The sequence below is a fragment of the Mesorhizobium sp. M1409 genome (assembly GCF_040317535.1).
GTDB lineage: Bacteria > Pseudomonadota > Alphaproteobacteria > Rhizobiales > Rhizobiaceae > Mesorhizobium.
In genome coordinates this window covers 99815-113282 of sequence record NZ_JAMYKV010000011.1, presented here as the reverse complement: position 1 = coordinate 113282, position 13468 = coordinate 99815, and the positions used below count along the sequence as shown (strand labels likewise).

13 protein-coding genes are annotated in these 13468 nt (G+C 63.3%); 5 read left to right on the top strand and 8 right to left on the bottom strand.

Annotated elements, in window-relative coordinates:
- Window positions 1-4: 4 nt before the first annotated feature.
- The 3 genes from NKG99_RS12000 to hmuQ all read left to right on the top strand — a co-directional run bounded on the left by NKG99_RS12000 (window position 5) and on the right by hmuQ (window position 1931).
- The gene (locus NKG99_RS12000; RefSeq protein WP_352867598.1) at window positions 5-448 is read left to right on the top strand and encodes a hypothetical protein; all 444 of its coding nucleotides are present in this window, start codon (window positions 5-7) and stop codon (window positions 446-448) included.
- 106 nt (window positions 449-554) lie between these two features.
- Complete coding sequence (locus tag NKG99_RS11995) at window positions 555-1562, top strand: energy transducer TonB family protein (protein WP_352867596.1); 1008 nt, start codon at window positions 555-557, stop codon at window positions 1560-1562.
- A 54-nt stretch (window positions 1563-1616) separates the two neighbouring features.
- Complete coding sequence (gene hmuQ / locus NKG99_RS11990; RefSeq protein ID WP_352867692.1) at window positions 1617-1931, top strand: heme-degrading protein HmuQ; 315 nt, start codon at window positions 1617-1619, stop codon at window positions 1929-1931.
- Between the two features lie 114 nt (window positions 1932-2045).
- Here hmuQ and putA read toward each other — a convergent pair whose 3' ends face one another.
- Window positions 2046-5657, bottom strand: coding sequence for a bifunctional proline dehydrogenase/L-glutamate gamma-semialdehyde dehydrogenase PutA (putA, locus tag NKG99_RS11985; RefSeq protein ID WP_352867594.1), 3612 nt, complete (start codon window positions 5655-5657; stop codon window positions 2046-2048).
- Between the two features lie 164 nt (window positions 5658-5821).
- On the opposite strand from putA, the gene NKG99_RS11980 reads away from it, so the two are divergent.
- Window positions 5822-6274, top strand: coding sequence for an Lrp/AsnC family transcriptional regulator (locus NKG99_RS11980; RefSeq protein WP_352867592.1), 453 nt, complete (start codon window positions 5822-5824; stop codon window positions 6272-6274).
- Window positions 6275-6277: 3 nt separating this feature from the next.
- On the opposite strand, the gene NKG99_RS11975 is transcribed toward NKG99_RS11980, so the two are convergent.
- The 4 genes from NKG99_RS11975 to NKG99_RS11960 are packed head-to-tail and all read right to left on the bottom strand — an operon-like array spanning window position 6278 to window position 8625.
- Complete coding sequence (locus NKG99_RS11975) at window positions 6278-6592, bottom strand: helix-turn-helix domain-containing protein (protein ID WP_352867590.1); 315 nt, start codon at window positions 6590-6592, stop codon at window positions 6278-6280.
- Window positions 6589-6912: a type II toxin-antitoxin system RelE/ParE family toxin gene (locus NKG99_RS11970; protein ID WP_352867587.1), complete on the bottom strand. Its 324-nt coding sequence runs from the start codon at window positions 6910-6912 to the stop codon at window positions 6589-6591. The genes NKG99_RS11975 and NKG99_RS11970 overlap by 4 nt, the downstream gene beginning before the upstream one ends.
- A 56-nt stretch (window positions 6913-6968) precedes the next feature.
- Window positions 6969-8168, bottom strand: coding sequence for a cytochrome-c peroxidase (locus tag NKG99_RS11965; RefSeq protein ID WP_352867584.1), 1200 nt, complete (start codon window positions 8166-8168; stop codon window positions 6969-6971).
- Window positions 8169-8175: 7 nt separating this feature from the next.
- Window positions 8176-8625 (bottom strand): FixH family protein, encoded by a 450-nt coding sequence (locus tag NKG99_RS11960; protein WP_352867581.1) that lies wholly within the window; start codon window positions 8623-8625, stop codon window positions 8176-8178.
- Between the two features lie 150 nt (window positions 8626-8775).
- Here NKG99_RS11960 and NKG99_RS11955 point away from each other — a divergent pair, with 150 nt between their 5' ends.
- A complete protein-coding gene (locus tag NKG99_RS11955) occupies window positions 8776-9696 on the top strand; it encodes a sugar kinase (protein WP_352867690.1) in 921 nt (306 codons plus the stop codon).
- Between the two features lie 55 nt (window positions 9697-9751).
- On the opposite strand, the gene NKG99_RS11950 is transcribed toward NKG99_RS11955, so the two are convergent.
- The 3 genes from NKG99_RS11950 to NKG99_RS11940 all read right to left on the bottom strand — a co-directional run bounded on the left by NKG99_RS11950 (window position 9752) and on the right by NKG99_RS11940 (window position 13453).
- Complete coding sequence (locus NKG99_RS11950) at window positions 9752-10774, bottom strand: aldose epimerase family protein (RefSeq protein ID WP_352867578.1); 1023 nt, start codon at window positions 10772-10774, stop codon at window positions 9752-9754.
- 84 nt (window positions 10775-10858) lie between these two features.
- The gene (locus tag NKG99_RS11945; RefSeq protein ID WP_352867576.1) at window positions 10859-12316 is read right to left on the bottom strand and encodes an NAD-dependent succinate-semialdehyde dehydrogenase; all 1458 of its coding nucleotides are present in this window, start codon (window positions 12314-12316) and stop codon (window positions 10859-10861) included.
- A gap of 189 nt (window positions 12317-12505) precedes the next feature.
- Window positions 12506-13453, bottom strand: a complete 948-nt coding sequence (locus NKG99_RS11940) for an AEC family transporter (protein ID WP_352867574.1) — start codon at window positions 13451-13453, stop codon at window positions 12506-12508.
- Window positions 13454-13468 lie beyond the last annotated feature (15 nt).

Genomic DNA, 13468 nt, shown 5'->3' with positions numbered 1-13468 from the left:
GACAATGACAAGCTTGACGACATCCCTTCGTCTGCTGACCTCGACGCTGGCGATGTCGCTTGCGATGGTTCCGGCGTGGGCACAAGAGTCCGCGCCGGTCCCCGCGCTGACCCTCGAACTCAACGGTGCGCAACCTTCCGACAAGGGTTGCCGCCTGACTTTCGTGGTCAACAACAATCTCGGCGCCGACCTGTCCAAGGCGGCGTTCGAGATCGACTTGTTCAACGAGGCCGGCGTCGTCGACCGGCTGACCGTGCTCGATTTCAAGGAAGTGCCGGCGGGCAAGACCAAGGTGACGCGTTTCGATCTGGCCGGCACCGAGTGCTCGAAAGTCAGCCGCGTGCTGATCAACAGCGCGACCGAATGCACCGGTACCGGCGTCGAACCGAATGCCTGCATGCGCAAGCTGAAGACGGGCACCAAGACCGGTATCGCTTTCGGCGTGTGAGGTGGGACTGCATCCCCCATTCACGCGAAACACAGTGGCGTGGCCTCTGGCCGGCTTCCGTGCGCTGTCCTTTGGACCAAGCGATCTTGATTTGACAATTTCGCTCTTGTCGCTGCAGGTCTCGCGGCGAGACATGCAGGATATCAGTCCCCTCCCCGAAGCCAGCGCCGAGCTGGCGGTAACGCTAACCGAGCCGCTTGCGCCACCGCGCCTGTCGGTTTGGAACCGCAAATGGACGGCGGCGGTTGTCATCTCCTGCGCTCTCCACGCCGCGGTGGCAGCGGCTTTTCTGATCTCGCCCTCAGGGACATCCAGTTTCCAGGACGCAATGCATGCGGAAGGCAGCGATCAGTCCGGCACCAATGTGGTCGGCAGCGCGCTGGATAAGGACCCCTTGGCAATAAATGTCGCGCTGGTGCCGAACCCGCAACCGACCAAACCAGAGCCGGCAAAGCCGGCCAAGCCGGCGCCGCCAACAGAACCTGCGCAGCCCGCCCGGGAAGCGGCGAAGCCGCCGCTCAAGCCTTTGCCGGAACCTGTCAAACAGCAGACGATCACCCCGGACATATTGGTGGCCGGCGCCCCACGCCCCGATGACCAGAGCGTGGCTCCCAAGACCGAAACGCCGGCACAGCCGACCGTTCAGCCCGAGAGCACCGAGGCGCCTGTGGCCGTTCCGGAGCAGCCGCCGATCCCCGGCGCCAGAGCAGCTCGGGCAGCTGCCCCAGCAGCTGCAAGCGAACCATACGAGAAGCGCGGCACAGCGGACGGCCGCGAAATAGAAGCGGCAATTGCCAGCAAAGGCAGAAAACAAACCGATGCCGGCAACGCGGCAACGTCTCGCTATAGTGGCGAGGTGGCCAACAAATTGGCTCGCGCCAATCGCCGCGTTTCGAAAGCCGCGCAATCGACAGCCCGCAACAACGCTATGGTGGCATTTGTGGTGCTGGCCAATGGAAACATCAGCGACTTGCAACTTGCCAAAAGCTCAGGCTCTCCGGAACTCGATCAATTCGCGTTGGAGCTGGTGCGAAAGCAGGCACCCTTCCCTCCCATTCCGCCGGAGACCGGAATGTTAAGCTGGCGGTTCAAAGCACCAATCGGCCCATTCTGAGTCTCCGTCGACCGTTATGCCATCCATTGATCGTCAAGCATGAAAGGAATCACGATGTACATCGCCATGAATCGCTTCAAGGTGCAGGCCGGCTCGGAGAGCGATTTCGAGGCCGTGTGGAAGAACCGCGACTCCAGCCTCGCGGAGATGAAGGGGTTTAGGGAATTCCATCTGCTGCGTGGCCCGGTCAACGAGACCGAAGGTTACACGCTGTTTGCGTCGCACACGGTGTGGGCGAGCCATGATGATTTTATCGCCTGGACCAAATCGGAGAATTTTCGGGCCGCCCACCGAAATGTCGGCACGACAAAGGTCCATTATCTCGGCCACCCTCAGTTCGAGGGGTTTTCGGTCGTCGAAGGCGCGTAATGCATGTCGCCCAAAAGTGGTCCCGGTTTTGGGACAACGACATGCATAAAAACAAAAGAGTTAGAGCCATTCATCGTTTCCACGAAACGGTGAATGGCTCTAACTCTGGCCGGGTCAGGCTCCGGCCAGCAGGCTCGCATTGCCCCCGGCAGCCGTCGTATCGACGCAGACGGCCCGCTCATGCGCATAGGCCGCAGGGTTCAGCACCTCGCTGACCAGCGGTACGATCGGGCCGGAGCGATCGGCGATGACCTTGCGAACGGTGCGCGCGGCCTCGGGCGTGCCGGAAAAGGCGACAACATCGACGCGCAGCGAACGCGCTTCGACCGGATCAGGGCGGCCGTCGATAGCTGCCAACGGCAGGCCCTTGCCGGTCAGCGGGGAGAGCGCCGCCGGGGCGCCGGGCGCCACGGCCAGCACCGCATTGCCGGCGGCGAGTGCCTGGATCGTCTGCGCGAGCAGCGTATCGCCATCGGGACCAAGGCATAGCACTCGTCCGCGTGGCGACAGCGAGAGCGTGTTGGCTTCGCCGGTCGGTCCCGGCAGGTCGACCTGGCCGAAGTCGATCCCGGAGGCAGCGCCAATGGCCGCGGCACCCTTGCCGCGCAGATGCTTCCTCAGAATGGCGATCCGGTCTGAGCGCGTCGACCAGCCGCCAAGTGTGGGATCAGGCAGATTATCGGCAAGTTCGGTCGCCGTCACCTTATGGCCATCCTGCACACGGGTTCCGGCCTCCGGCCCCTTGCGGAAGCGCCTGAGATAGTGCGGACCGCCGGCCTTGGGTCCGGTGCCGGACAGCCCCTCGCCGCCAAACGGCTGCGAACCGACCACGGCGCCGATCTGGTTGCGGTTGACATAGATGTTGCCGGCGTGGATGCCGTCGACGAAATGCTGCACGCGGCCCTCGATGCGAGTGTGCAGGCCGAAGGTCAGGCCATAGCCCTTGCGGTTGATGGCAGCGATGACCGCATCTATCTCGTCGGCGTCGAACGTGGCGACATGCAGTACCGGCCCGAACACCTCGCGCTCCATGTCCTCGATGCCCTTGACCCGGAAGACATGCGGCGCGACGAAGCGGCCGTCCTTGGGCGCTTCAAGCTTGGCGATCAGCCGGCCCTGCAGGCCCATCTTCGTGCAGTACTCGCGAATCGAGCTTTGCGCCTCGTCGTCGATGACAGGCCCGACATCGGTCGAAATCCGCCAGGGATCGCCGATATTGAGCGCTTCCATGGCGCCCTTCAGCATCTCCAGCATCTTCTTTTCGACGTCCTTCTGCACGTAGAGCACGCGCAGCGCCGAGCAGCGCTGGCCGGCACTCTGGAAGGCCGAGGCCAGGATGTCGCGCACCGCCTGTTCGGGCAGCGCGGTGGAATCGACGATCATGGCGTTGAGACCGCCGGTCTCGGCGATCAGCATGGCGTCGGGCGCGGCGGTCTCGGCCAGTTGTTTCTCGATCAGCTTCGCGACCTCGGTCGAGCCGGTGAAGCAGACGCCGGCAATGCGCGGATCGGCGGTGAGTGGCCCGCCGACCGACGGGCCGTCGCCGGGCAGAAGCTGAATGACGTCTTGCGGCACGCCGGCCTCGCGCAGCAGCTCGACGGCGCGGAAGGCGATCAGCGGCGTCTGCTCGGCCGGCTTGGCGATCACCGAATTGCCGGTGACAAGTGCTGCGGCGATCTGGCCGGTGAAGATGGCGAGCGGGAAGTTCCACGGTGAAATGCAGACTATGGCGCCCCGCGCTTGCGTGCCCGCCTCCGCATTGGCCGCCTCAGTGGCGTAGTAGCGCAGGAAGTCGACGGCCTCGCGCACCTCGGCGACGCCGTCGGCCAGCGATTTGCCGGCCTCGCGGGTGGCGAGTGCAAAGAACTCGACGGCATTCGTCTCGTAGAGATCGGCGGCGCGGTTGAGGATCGCGGCGCGCTCGGTCACGGGACGTTTCGCCCAGGCCGGCTGCGCTTCCACCGCAAAGCGTACGGCGGTCGCCACCTGCTTGGCGGCGGCTTCGCTGACGGTGCCGACCACTTCGGAAGGCTTTGCCGGGTTGACGATCGGGCGCTGCTTGCCATAGCCGGCAGCCCGCGTGATCGGCTTGGCATGCCAGCGGTCGGGACCAGCGAATGCAGCCCTGGCCTTGTCGATCGCCGCCAGCGTCACCGTGTCGGTGATGTCAAAGCCCTTCGAGTTGCGGCGGCCGGCGCCAAAAATCTGGGACGGCCGGGGAATCGCGGGGTTGGCGGCGGGGCCTTGGCTTTCGACGGTTTCGAGCGGATCGCGGGCAATGTCCTCCGGCTCGACGTCCTCGTCGGTGAGTTGGTGCACGAAGGAGGAGTTGGCACCGTTCTCCAGCAGTCGGCGGACCAGGTAGGCGAGCAGATCGGAATGCGCACCGACCGGTGCATAGATGCGGCAGCGCGTGCCTTCGGCCCGGCGCACCGTCTCGTGCAGAGCCTCGCCCATGCCGTGCAGGCGCTGGAACTCGAAGGTATCGCGATTGTCCGCCATCGACAGAATGGCGGCGACGGTGTGGGCATTATGGGTGGCGAATTGCGGATAGATGCGGTCGGTCATGCCAAGCAGTTTTTTCGCGCAAGCGATATAGGAGACATCGGTGTTGGCCTTGCGCGTGAAAACGGGGTAGCCGGTCAGCCCCAGCGCTTGTGCCCGCTTGATCTCGGTGTCCCAATAGGCGCCCTTGACCAGCCGCACCATGATGTTGCGGTCGTATTTCCTGGCCAATGCGTAGAGCCAGTCGATGGCGTAGGCCGCGCGTGGCCCATACGCTTGCACCACCACACCAAAACCGTTCCAGCCGGCGAGTTCCGGCTCGGCCAGCACCCGCTCGATGACGTCGAGCGACAGATCGAGGCGATCCGCCTCCTCGGCATCGATGTTGAGACCCATGCGCGAATGCCGCGCGGCAAGCGCCAGCGACAGCAGACGCTCGGCCATCACAGGCAGCATCTCGTCCTTCTGCGCCACCTCATAGCGCGGATGCAGCGCCGACAGCTTGACTGAGATGCCGTGGTTCTGGCGGATATCAGGGCCATTGGAACCGGCGTCGAGCGAGGAAATCGCGTCGGCATAGGCCTTGTGATAACGCAAGGCGTCGGCCTCGGTGCGAGCCGCCTCGCCCAGCATGTCGAAGGAATAGAGATAGCCCTTCTGCGTCATCGGCCGGCCGCGCTTGACGGCTTCAGCGATGGTGCGGCCGAGCACGAACTGCTCGCCCATCTCGCGCATGGCGGCGGCCACCGCCTTGCGGATGACCGGCTCGCCCAACCGCCGCACCATGGAGCGCAGCGTGCCTTCGATGCCGCCCTCGCCTTCGTCAAGCACACGGCCGGTCAGCATCAGCGCCCAGGTCGAGGCGTTGACGAAAATGGAGCTCGAGCCGCCCGAATGCGCCGACCAGTCGTGCGGCGCTATCTTGTCGGCGATGAGGTCGTCCATCGTCTCGGTGTCGGGCACGCGCAACAACGCCTCGGCCAGGCACATCAGCGCCACGCCTTCCTTGGTGGAAAGTCCATAGGCAGAGAGGAAGACTTCCATCAGCCTTGGATCCGACGATCCGCGCACCGCCCGCACCAGATCGGCGGCGCGGGCCGAGATCGCCTTGCGGTCTTTCGCGGAAAGCCCTGTCGCTTCGGCCAGCCGCTTCACGGCCTCGTCTTCGTCGGGCAGGTAGTTGGCGCGGATCTGCTGGCGGATGGCATCGAGCGATGGCATGGCGGTTCCGTGGATCGAACAAAGGGGATCGGGCCGGCGGTCACCGGACCGAATGGCGCAAGCTAGCACAAGTTCGAAATTTCAGCCGGTCCAAAGAAATCGACACTGCAGCTCATTTGCCCTATCTTGAGCGCCTGGAAATTGACATATGGACTGCATCCTCGGTGACAGAAGACCAATTGGACCGCATCGACAGGAATATCCTGGCGGCGCTGGCAAGCGATGGCCGGCTTTCCATGTCAGAACTGGCCGCAAAGGTCGGCCTGTCGAAGACGCCCGTCCAGGCACGGGTGAAGCGGCTGGAAAAGGAAGGCTACATCAGGGGCTACCAGGCGATCATCGACCGCGAGCGTATGGGCGAAGGCCATGTCGCCTTCGTCCAGGTGAAATTGTCCGACACCCGATCCGCCGCGCTCGACGCCTTCAACCGATCCGTGCAGGCCGTGCCGGAGATCGAACAATGCCACATGATGGCGTCGAGCTTCGATTATCTGCTGAAAGTCCGCACCCGGGATATCGCCGCCTACCGCCGCGTCTTGGGCGAGCGCATTTCTGCCCTGCCCCACGTCGCCCAGACCTCGACCTTCGTGGCAATGGAGACGGTCAAGGATCGGTAGAGTTCAATGACCGGTGCGCGACTTCGGCTTCCCAGGTTCGAAGCTGATGCGGAGTTTCGAGCCGGTCGCCTTGGCGAAACGTTGCAACGTTCGGGTCGAAGGCATGTTTCGACCACTCTCCAAACGAGCGATTACGGCCTGTGTCGTCCCCATCGCGGCGGCGACCTCTTCCTGCGTCATGTCAGCTTCACCCCGGGCCTTAATCAAAGCTGCGGCGATTGCGAACTCCTCCTCCAAGGCTTCGTATTCGGCAACGAATTCCGGGTCCTTGAACCATTCCTTGGCAACGTCCTCAACGGAGATTGTTTTCCGGCTCATAGAACCTCCTTCGCTCGCTTAAGAGCCAACTCGATCTCGTTTCGTGGAGTCTTCTGCGTCTTCTTGGCGAACACTCGCACCACCACCACACGGCGTTCTGCCGCGGTCACATAGACTGCACGAGCAATGCCATCCCGGCCCTTCATGCGCATTTCCCAAAGCCTGCCTTCCAAATGCTTGACATATGGCTCGTGGACTTTCTGCAACCCGTGCGCCTCGATTAAACGCGATATCCGCAGAAAGCTGGCCAAGATATCTTTCGGTTGAGCCTCAAGCTCCCGTCTTACCTCGGTATTGAGAAATACGACCGACCAGCTCATTGATCGAAATATATCTTTTTTGCAATATCTTTCAATTGCCGATATCGTTGGCAGCTTTAATCCGAAAGCGTCTTCAAAAACGCCACTAGCGCCGCGCGTTCGCGGTCCGACAGCTCCAGCGGATGAACTTCGGACGTTCCCTCCACGCTAGGGGCTGCCTTGGCGTAGTGCGCCACCACTTCATCGAGCGACGAAAACTGCCCGGCATGCATATAGGGCGGCCGCGTTGCTGCTCCGCGCAGCGACGGCGTCTTGTAGGCGCGGATGAGTTGCGGCGCATCCTTGACCATGAAGCGCAACTCACCGCAGGCGCCGGCGTCGCCATCGCGATAGGCGCCGAAGCAGTTGAACGGGTCGGCTTCGACTTGGCGCACGGCATCGATGCGGCCGCGGTCCGGCGGCAGGCCCGCAACGGGCGGCACGCCGGTGTTGTGAAAACTGTTGTCGGTGAAGCGCGGGCCGTTGTGGCAGGTCACGCAGTTGGCCTTGCCGATGAACAGTTTCAGCCCAAGGATTTCCTCCTTCGAGAAGACGGCATCGCCCTTCGGCCCGGCGCCGGTGACGAGGTCCAGCGCAAACCGATCGAAGCGCATCGGCGCCGGCTCGATCGACCGTTCGAAAGCGGCGATCGCCTTGCCGATATTGGCAAAGACGCCGTTGATGGCGTCACGCTGCGCACCGCTCATCGCGTCCCAGGCAGCCTTCTCAGCATCGTTTCCAAGCGGGCTGGCATTCGCCGGCATGCCGGAAAAATCGGGGAGCGGCCCGAAGATGCGCTCATAGCGTTCGCCGAAGCGCGCCTTGATGTAATGGGCGTAGGCGGTGCGGTTTCCTGCCTGCTCCAGCGGGTTTTCGAGCGGCGTCAACGCTTGCGCCCACAGGCTGTCGCGGCGGCCATCCCAGAAGAACCAGGGATCGCGCGCCACTCCGGCCAGCGGCATGGTGCGCCGGTTGGTGTGGCCGACGCCGACGGCTTGTGGCAGGTCGTCCTGGAATTGCCGGTCGATCTTGTGGCAGGTCGAACAGGATACCGTGCCGTCACGGCTCATGCCCTGATCGAAGAACAGCGTCGAACCGAGTGCTGCGGCGGCCGGCACGTCGGCAAAGCGATTGGTGGTGTCGGGTTTCAGCGGCGGCAGTGCCGACAGTGCCAGCGAGACGATGGTCTTCTTCTCGGCGTCGGAAAAGTCAGGCTTGCCGCAACCGGCAAGGATAACGGCAACCATCAGCGCCAGAAAACGTGAAAGCCGCCTCATTTCTTGCTCACAGCACCACGTTGAAGAGCACGGTGTCGGAACCGGCGGTGGCCGAAATGGCGAAATGCAGCTGCCACCAGCCGCTCATGGTGAATTTTATCCCTTCGATCCGATAACGGCCGTCGCCGAGATAGTCGGTCGCCTGCGGGCTGGTCGGCAGGCCGTGACTGTGCAGCGGCATGCCGCCGGAGATCGTGATAGCGGCCCCCTCGACCGGAGCTCCAGCCTTTGTCTTCAGCGTTAGTAGCCAGGATTGCAGTTGGCCTTGCCGCACAACGCCCCGCTCCGGCAAAAAACTCGCCACGAACAGACCGTTGTCGGTGTTCTTCGTCCGCGAAATATCGGGGCCGGCAGAATGCGACGACCGCGGCGCCGTCAGATAGACGACCGCGAGAATGCCGACCAGCAAGGCAGCCAGACCAAGACCTGCCAAGAGATAGCGCCATATCGATGCCAAACCGTTTCCTCTTCTGCGGACAACGCTCTGTCGGACGGATCGCATCCCGCCAGCTGTGGGAAAACGCCATGGCGGAAAAAACCCTGCTTGCCAAGCATGGCGCTGCCGATGGCAAAAAGCTACAGCACCGAGATCACTGGAGGATTGCAGATGGCGGGAAACGGCGTCGCCTCGATCGGCGAATGCATGCTCGAATTGTCGGGCCAGACGGGACCGAACTGGCGCATGGGCTTTGCCGGCGACACGTTCAACACGCTGTGGGCGCTGCACGCGTTGAGCACTGAGCGGCCGGCAACCTATGTCTCGGCCTTCGGCGACGATCCGTTCTCGCAAGGCCAGATCGTTTTCTTCGCCGAAAACGGCATCGGCATCGGTTCTAGCCCGGTCATAGCGGGCGCGCGGCCTGGCCTCTATGCCATCACGCTCACCGGGGCCGAGCGTTCCTTCACTTATTGGCGTGGCGATGCCGCCGCGCGGCAGCTCGCCTCGGACCCGGTTGCACTGTCGAAAAACCTGGAAAATCAGGCGCTTGTCTATTTCAGCGGAATCACTTTGGCAATTCTGGACGATACCGCCCGCGCCACGTTGCTGGCGGCCGTCGCCAAGGCGCGCTCAGCCGGCTCGACAATCGCCTTCGACCCCAACTATCGGCCGCGGCTCTGGCGCAATCGCGAGGAGGCGCAGGCAGCGATCCTCGAAGCTCTTGCCGTCACCGACATTGCACTGCCGACCTTCCCCGACGAGCAGATGCTGTTCGGCGATGCAACACCGCAAGCGACCGCGGGGCGGCTCGGGCAACTGGTCGGCGAGGTCGTCGTCAAGAATGGCGAAGCGCCGGCTCTGATTGCTCAGGGAGAAACGCTGCGCGAGGTCCCGGCGATCCATGTCGCCGACCCCGTCGATACGACCGGCGCCGGTGATTCTTTCAACGGCGGCTACCTTGCGGCTCGACTTGCCGGCCACGACCCGCTGGAAGCCGCGCGCCGTGCCCATCGCGTCGCCGCCGCCGTGGTGCAGGTGCGCGGCGCGCTAGCGCCGTTCGACATGCTGCGAGCGGCTTTCGAAGGCTAAGCTAAGGTCTGTCGCGATTCAGGTCAGGCCGGCCTCACCTGAATATCGGCGGACCTTAAGGCAGCCGGAAACGATATTCAGTCACATGATGGTAGATCGCGCCCGGCCACAGCGTTGCCTGCGGGAAATAGGGCCGGTTCGGCGCATCCGGCCATATCTGCGGCTCCAGGCAGAAACCGCAAAAGGCCTTGTAGCTGCGCCCTTCCAGTCCGGTGCGCGGCGTCACATACTGACCCGTATAAAGCTGAACGCCGGGCTCGGTGGTCCAGACCTCCATCTCGACACCGGAACTGGCGCCTTGAACCCATGCCGCCTGCTTGAGGGGTCCACGTGACGAGGCGAGGCAAAAATTCTGGTCATAGGGCAGTTGCTCGCCCTCGGTCTCCATGCGTAGCAGCCGCGCCTGGCGGAAATCGAACGGCGTGCCGTCAACCGGCTTGACTACCCCTGTCGGGATCATGTCGCCATCGACCGGCAGATAGGCACCGGCATTCAGCATCATCCTGTGGTCGAGAATGTCGGAAGCGCCACCATCATCCAGGTTGAAATAGGAATGCTGGGTGAGGTTGCACAGCGTCGGCTCCTCGCAGGTGGCGGTCAGCTCGACGCTGAGCGTGCCCGGAATCTTCAGCCGATAGGTGCAGGTGACGTCGAGCGCGCCGGGAAAGCCCATCGTGCCATCGGGGTCATGCAGCGTCAGCGTGACGAAATCCCTGCCATGCAGCGAAACCGCCCACGGCCTGTGAGAATAGCCCTGCGAGCCACCATGCAACGTATGCTTACCGAGGAAATTTTGCTCGGTCTGATAGCGACTGCCGGCGATGGTGAAACGGCCGTCGCGGATGCGGTTGGCATAGCGGCCGACGACCGCGCCGAAGAAGGCCGTATCGGTCTCATAGTATCCCAGATTGTCATAGCCGAGCACCAGCGGCGCATCGTGCCCAGTCAGGCGCAGATCCTGGATGATCGCCCCCAGGCCGATGATGTTGGCGGTGATACCGCCGCCCCTGATCGTGAAGCGACGCACCGCCTCGCCTGCCTGCGTCGTACCGAAAACCTCGCCGTCCTTCATCGCCATGCCCGCAAATGCCAGTTGATCCAGTCGGCTGGTTTTTCCACGCAAGATGGGCAGGCCATTGGCCTCCCCATCTCAGGTAGCTAATCAGAGGCCGAGGCCGCCGATGCAGACATATTTGGTGTCGAGGTAATCCTCGATGCCCTGATGCCCGCCTTCCTTGCCGAGACCCGATTCCTTGACGCCGCCGAACGGTGCCTCCGGCGTGGTGATAAGGCCTTCATTGACACCGACCATGCCGTATCTGAGCCCTTCCATGACGCGGAAGGCGCGGCCGAGATCGCCGGTGTAAAAATAGCAGGCGAGGCCGAATTCGGTGTCGTTGGCGAGCGAGATGGCTTCCTCTTCGGTCTCGAACTTGAACACCGGTGCTACGGGGCCAAAGATCTCTTCCTTCATGAAGCGCATCTTGGGTGTCGCGTTGGCGATGACCGTCGGCTGGAAGAACGAACCGCCAAGCGCATGGCGCTTGCCACCGGCGACGACCTTGCCGCCCTTGGAAGTCGCGTCGGCGATCAGTTCCTCGACCTTCTCGACCGCCTTCTCGTCGATCAGCGGTCCCTGCTGCACGCCGTCCTCGAGCCCGGAACCGACCTTAAGCCCGTCGCTGGCGGCGGCGAGCTTCTCGACGAACTTGTCATAGACACCAGCCTGGACCAGGAAGCGGTTGGTGCAAACGCAGGTCTGGCCGGAATTGCGATACTTGGCGGTGATCGCACCGGCGACCGCACGCTCGAGGTCGGCGTCGTCGAAGACGATGAACGGCGCGTTGCCGCCGAGCTCCATCGACACCTTCTTGACGGTGACGGACGACTTCTGAATGAGCAGCTTGCCGACCTCGGTCGAGCCGGTGAAGGTGATCTTCGACACCAGCGGATTTGCGCAGATCTCGTCGCCGATCTCGCTGGCCGAGCCGGTCAGGATGTTGATGACACCCTTGGGGAAGCCGACTTCCTCGGCGAGCGCGCCCCAGGCAAGGCCCGAGTAAGGCGTCTGCGAGGCGGGCTTTACGACTGCGGTGCAGCCGGCGGCGAGCGCCGGGCCGAGCTTGCGGGCCAGCATCGAGGACGGGAAATTCCACGGGGTGATGGCGGCGATGACGCCGACCGGTTCCTTGGTGACGAGGATGCGGCGATCCGCCCATGGCGACGGTACGACGTCGCCATAGGTGCGGCGGCCTTCCTCGGCGAACCAAAGGATGTAGGACGCGGCCGAGCCGATCTCGCCCTTCGATTCGAACAGCGACTTACCCTGCTCGATGGTCAGCAACTCGGCCAGCACATGCTGATTGTCCATCATCGCGTCGTGCAGCTTGCGCAGCAGCTTCGAGCGCTCGAGCGCGGTCGTCTTGCGCCACGACTTGAAGGCGGCATCGGCGGCTTCGATGGCGCGGCGGGTCTCGGCCTTACCCGACTTCGGTACGGTACCGATCTTGAGGCCGGTGGCCGGATTGTTGACGTCGACCGTCTGGCCACTGTCGGCCTGCACCCATTCGCCATTGATGAGATTGGCCTGCCGCATGAAATGGCTGGTTTTCTGAAGCATGGTCTATCCTCCGTTCGGCGCGCTGACGGCCGGTCTGTGAAGTCCTCGGTGAGCGTGCGCCATGGACTGGGGCCGGCACGCCGGAGCCACTGCTCTTTACCTAGGGCAAGGCCCGCAAGCAATCGCTACATGGCATATAGGGGTTGGACCAGCCCGAGGCGAGAGCAGGCCGGTGTGCATCCTGACCTATCAGAAAACGTGGAGCACCACCGTCAGCCAAAAAGCGGTGGTGACGGCGGCGCAGGCGGTGGCGATGGTCATCTGGTTCGACGCCAGCGCCTGGCCGGTGTTGAACTGCACCGCGATCAGATAGGAATTGACGCCGGATGGCATCGCGGCCACCATCACCGCCACCTTGGCGGTCAAGGGCGGCAGGCCGAGCAACCAGACGAAGGCGAGGACCAGCGCCGGCATCAGGAACAGCTTCAGCGCCGAAAGCACCAGCGCCGGCCTGACATTGCCCGAAATGCCGAAGCGGCGCAGGCTGAGCCCCATGGCGAACAACGCCACCGGCCCCGCCGTACCGGCCAGCGCATCGACCAGGCGCATGGCGACATCAGGCAGCGGGGCACCGGTGATGCGCCATGCAAGCCCTGCCAGAATGCCAATGATCAACGGATTCATGAAAAGCCGCTTGAGGAAGCTATGGATAACGCGCAAGGGATGCACCGGATCGCCGCTGGCGCGGCCGAAGGCTTCGAACAACACGATCGAGGCCATCAGCATGATCGGCAGATGCACCGAAACCAGCAAGGACAGCACTTCAAAACCATCCGCTCCGAATATGCCGAGGATAAAGGGAGCGCCGAGCAGCACGATATTGGAAAAGGCCGATGAAACTCCGCCGACGACGCCGGCGCGTGCATCTCGCCCAAATATCCGCGTGGTGACGAGATGGCCGGCGGCCCAGGTGATTGCCACGGCCGCGAAATAGGCGCCCCACAGCGACCAAGGTGCCACTCCGTGGAAATCCGCGTTCACCATGGTCTGGAACAACAGCAGCGGCATCGCTACGCTTACAGCGAAATCGGCTATGCCCTCGCCGCTCGCCGGCTTCAGATAGCCGGTGAACCCGGCGAGGTAGCCGAGCGCGACAAGGCTGAAGACGAAAAGGACGGTTTCGGTGAGCGGAGACATTTTTCCCGTGATAGG

Excerpts from the sequence above, each read along its gene's own strand:
- NKG99_RS12000 (WP_352867598.1), top strand. The coding sequence starts at position 5 with ATGACAAGCTTGACGACATCCCTTCGTCTGCTGACCTCGACGCTGGCG.
- hmuQ (WP_352867692.1), top strand. The coding sequence starts at position 1,617 with ATGTACATCGCCATGAATCGCTTCAAGGTGCAGGCCGGCTCGGAGAGC.
- putA (WP_352867594.1), bottom strand. The coding sequence starts at position 5,657 with ATGCCATCGCTCGATGCCATCCGCCAGCAGATCCGCGCCAACTACCTG.
- NKG99_RS11975 (WP_352867590.1), bottom strand. The coding sequence starts at position 6,592 with ATGAGCCGGAAAACAATCTCCGTTGAGGACGTTGCCAAGGAATGGTTC.
- NKG99_RS11970 (WP_352867587.1), bottom strand. The coding sequence starts at position 6,912 with ATGAGCTGGTCGGTCGTATTTCTCAATACCGAGGTAAGACGGGAGCTT.
- NKG99_RS11965 (WP_352867584.1), bottom strand. The coding sequence starts at position 8,168 with ATGAGGCGGCTTTCACGTTTTCTGGCGCTGATGGTTGCCGTTATCCTT.
- NKG99_RS11955 (WP_352867690.1), top strand. The coding sequence starts at position 8,776 with ATGGCGGGAAACGGCGTCGCCTCGATCGGCGAATGCATGCTCGAATTG.
- NKG99_RS11950 (WP_352867578.1), bottom strand. The coding sequence starts at position 10,774 with ATGGCGATGAAGGACGGCGAGGTTTTCGGTACGACGCAGGCAGGCGAG.
- NKG99_RS11945 (WP_352867576.1), bottom strand. The coding sequence starts at position 12,316 with ATGCTTCAGAAAACCAGCCATTTCATGCGGCAGGCCAATCTCATCAAT.
- NKG99_RS11940 (WP_352867574.1), bottom strand. The coding sequence starts at position 13,453 with ATGTCTCCGCTCACCGAAACCGTCCTTTTCGTCTTCAGCCTTGTCGCG.